At 73.1% G+C, this 3,304-nt stretch carries 3 protein-coding genes and 1 pseudogene; 2 read left to right on the top strand and 2 right to left on the bottom strand.

What is annotated here, in order from left to right; translation table 11 throughout:
* Positions 1–210: 210 nt before the first annotated feature.
* Positions 211–972, bottom strand: coding sequence for a creatininase family protein (locus H5J33_RS28440; protein WP_181797696.1), 762 nt, complete (start codon positions 970–972; stop codon positions 211–213).
* Between the two features lie 38 nt (positions 973–1,010).
* Between H5J33_RS28440 and ribA the strand changes: the two genes are divergently transcribed.
* Complete coding sequence (gene ribA / locus H5J33_RS28435; protein WP_181797695.1) at positions 1,011–1,691, top strand: GTP cyclohydrolase II; 681 nt, start codon at positions 1,011–1,013, stop codon at positions 1,689–1,691.
* Between the two features lie 52 nt (positions 1,692–1,743).
* Positions 1,744–1,964 (top strand): annotated as a pseudogene (locus H5J33_RS28430) (hypothetical protein); the annotation flags it as partial.
* Between the two features lie 15 nt (positions 1,965–1,979).
* On the opposite strand, the gene H5J33_RS28425 reads toward H5J33_RS28430, so the two are convergent.
* Positions 1,980–3,203, bottom strand: a complete 1,224-nt coding sequence (locus H5J33_RS28425) for a serine hydrolase (RefSeq protein ID WP_181797694.1) — start codon at positions 3,201–3,203, stop codon at positions 1,980–1,982.
* Positions 3,204–3,304: the final 101 nt, after the last annotated feature.

The raw sequence follows: 3,304 nt of genomic DNA, 5'->3' as shown, positions 1-3,304 counted from the left end.
CGCGGCGGGGCTCGGCGCGGACCGGGGGATGGCGGTCGCCGTCGTCTACGGCCTCCTCGGCCTCGTGGCGAGCCTGCCCGGCGCCGCCGTCCTGCTCCCGCTCCCGTTCCGGCACCGGCCCGCCACCGTGGACACGGGGACCACGGTCCCCGATGACTCCCCGCCGGCCGGGGCCGCCCCCACGGGTCCCGGCCGCGGGGTCCCCGCCGGCTATTCCGCGGCGGTGAGCAGTCCGAAATACGGGCCGAAGGATTCCGCGAGACTCGCCAGCAGTTTCTTTCCCTTGTCCGTCGAACCCAGGGAAGGACGGCCGACGACACCCGATTCGGTATAGGCGGACATTCCCAGGGTGAGCAGATGACGGCGGTCATCGGCGGTGAAATCGGCGGACTCGTGGCCGGGGCGGACGAATTCGGGGTGGGCGTGCAGCAGAATGGACGTCTCGTTTTCCCCCGCGTGCATGTCGGTGAGCAGCGAGGTGACCACCCCGGCCCGCTCCCGCGCCGTCTCCCAGTCCTCCGCGGCCGGGAACAGCGCCATCCGCTCGCCCCGCGCGCAGGCCTCCTGGACGACGTTGCCCAGTACGTAGTTGCCGCCGTGCCCGTTGACCACGACCAGCGCGGCCACGCCCGAACGGCGCAGCGACGCCGCGATGTCCGAGACCACCGCGTGCAACGTCACCGCGGAGATGCTGACGGTCCCCGGCCAGGAAGCGTGCTCGTGCGAGCAGGAGACCGTCACCGGAGGAAGGAGGCGCACCGGGTACGCGGCGGCGATCTCCCGCGCCACGGCGCAGGCGACCAGCGTGTCCGTGGCCAGCGGGAGATACGGACCGTGCTGCTCGTAGCTCCCCACGGGAAGGACGGCGACCCGGGCGCCCCCGGCCCGCGCGTCCTCGGTGGTGTCCGCCGGCAGCACGCCGGGCACCGCCGCCGGACCGTGGCCGTTTTCCCGCGCTTTCGAACCACTCATCTTTTCACGGCCTTTCGTCTCTGCTGAGGAATCAGATCATGACAGAAAACACCGGCACCGGCATCGGCGTACTCGGCAAGAACTCCCCACGGTGTTCCGGGCGTTCCGGCGTCGAACGCGTCGTGAACACACCGCTGCCCACCGGATACGGGAAATTCCAGGCCATCGGTTACCTGGACCACGACCGCGGCGACGAACAAGTGGCCCTGGTGTACGGCGAGATCGGCACCGAGGACGTACTGACCCGGCTGCACTCGGAGTGCCTGACCGGGGACGCCTTCGGCTCCCGGCACTGCGAGTGCGGCGACCAGCTCGCGGCGGCGCTGCGTGCGGTCGTCGCCGAGGGCAGCGGTGTCGTCGTCTACCTGCGCGGCCACGAGGGCCGCGGCATCGGGCTGCTCGCCAAGCTGCGCGCGATGGCCCTGCAGGCGGAGGGACTGGACACGGTGGAGGCGAACCTCGCGCTGGGCCTGCCGGTCGACGCCCGCGACTACGGCGTGGCGGCGGGCATCCTGCGCGACCTCGGGGTGCGCTCGGTGCGGCTGCTGTCCAACAACCCGCGCAAGCGGGAGGCGCTGGTGCGGCACGGCGTCCGGGTGGCCGAGCAGGTGCCGTTGCTGATCGAGCCGTGCGAGAGCAACATCACGTATCTGCGCACCAAGCGGGAGCGGATGGACCACCACCTGCCCCACCTGGACGCCGCCGCCCACGGCTCCTGACGCGGCGGCGGCGAGGAGGGGCGGGACAGCGATGGATCACCGGGCCCGGGCGGCCGGGAACACCCCCGACCACGAGGCCCTGATCGGCGAGGCGCCGACGGTGTCCGGGTTCCTGTACGCCACCGGCTTCTGCGGACACGGCTTCCTCCGGGGACCTGCCGTCGGCGAGGTGACCGGGACCTTCGCCTCGGGCGCGCGCCCTTCCCGGACGCCGGCCCGCTGAGCGCCGGCCGGTTCGCGGCCGACGCCCCGCGCCCGGAGGCCGACCTGGTGCTAGGTCAGGTGCGTTCAGCCGGTCACCGCCTCGTGCACCAGCCGGCGCAGCTCGGGGAACAGCTTCAGGTTCTTCGGGCGGACCTGGGTCAGGAACTGCACGGTCAGGTCGTGGGCCGGGTCGACCCAGAACGCGGTGCCGGCGACGCCGGTCCAGCCGTAGGTGCCCAGGTGGGACGGGGCCGGGGTGCGGGCGGGGTCGGTGACGACGGAGACGTTGAAGCCGAAGCCGAGCCCGTCCATGGCTGGTTCCCGGTGCACCGGGGCGCCGAAGGAGCGGATGGTGGCCCCGCCGGGCAACTGGTTGCGGGTCATCAGGGCGAGCGTGCGCGCGTCCAGCAGCCGTACGCCGTCCAGTTCGCCGCCCCGGCGCAGCATCTCCATGAACCGGTGGTAGTCGTGGGCGGAGGAGACCAGGCCGCCGCTGCCGGACAGGAAGAGCGGCCGGCCGCGCACCGGCAGGCCCGGTACCGGCTCGATCCCGCCCTCGTCCGTCTCGCCGTACAACTCGGCCAGTCGCCCCGCCTGTTCGGGGCCGATGTGGAAGCCGGTGTCGGTCATGCCGAGCGGGCCCAGGATCCGTCCGGCGAAGAACGCGTCCAGCGGCTGCCCGGAGACCACCTCGACGACCCGACCCAGCACGTTGGAGGCGACCGAGTAGTTCCAGTGCGTGCCCGGGTCGAACTGCAACGGCAGCCGGGCGTACAGCTCCACGGTCTCCGCGAGGTCCTTGCCCGGCGGAACCGAGTACTCCAGGCCCGCCGCGCGGTAGAGCGCGTCCACCGGGTGGCGGTGGTAGAAGCCGAAGGTCAGGCCGGCGGTGTGGGTGAGCAGGTGCCGGATCAGGACGGGGCCGGCGGCCGGGCGGGTGCGCACGTCGTCGCCCGAGCCGCCCGCGTACACCCGGGGCTCGGCGAAGGCGGGCAGATGGCGGTCCAGCGGGTCGTCCAGGGACAGCAGGCCGTCCTGGACCAGCAGCAGCACCGCCACGGCGGTGACCGGCTTGGTCATCGAGTAGATCCGCCACAGCGTGTCCGGCTCCACCGGCCGCCCGGCCGCCACGTCCCGCAGCCCGTACGCGGTCAGATGGGCGACGCGGCCGCCACGGGCCACCGCCACCAGGAAGCCGGGCAGCCGCCCCTCGTCGACGTACCGGGCGAAGTGCCCGTCCAGCCTTCCGAGGGCCCCGGGGTCCAGTCCCGCCTCAACGGGGTCGACGTCCTGCCGCAGCCGTCCCATCGCTCTCCTCCGGTCGCGTCCGCCCGTTCCGTCCCGTCCGTCGCGCCTCTCATCGTCGCTCAGGACCACCGGCCGGGACAGGGGGGTGCGGGGCGGGGACG

The sequence above is a fragment of the Streptomyces sp. WELS2 genome (assembly GCF_013870595.1).
Lineage (GTDB): Bacteria > Actinomycetota > Actinomycetes > Streptomycetales > Streptomycetaceae > Streptomyces.
This window is presented reverse-complemented; position numbering and strand designations above follow the sequence as displayed.

What these genes read in the sequence shown, in the direction of transcription:
- H5J33_RS28440 (WP_181797696.1), bottom strand. Translation starts at nt 972, where the DNA reads ATGAGTGGTTCGAAAGCGCGGGAAAACGGCCACGGTCCGGCGGCGGTG.
- ribA (WP_181797695.1), top strand. Translation starts at nt 1,011, where the DNA reads ATGACAGAAAACACCGGCACCGGCATCGGCGTACTCGGCAAGAACTCC.
- H5J33_RS28425 (WP_181797694.1), bottom strand. Translation starts at nt 3,203, where the DNA reads ATGGGACGGCTGCGGCAGGACGTCGACCCCGTTGAGGCGGGACTGGAC.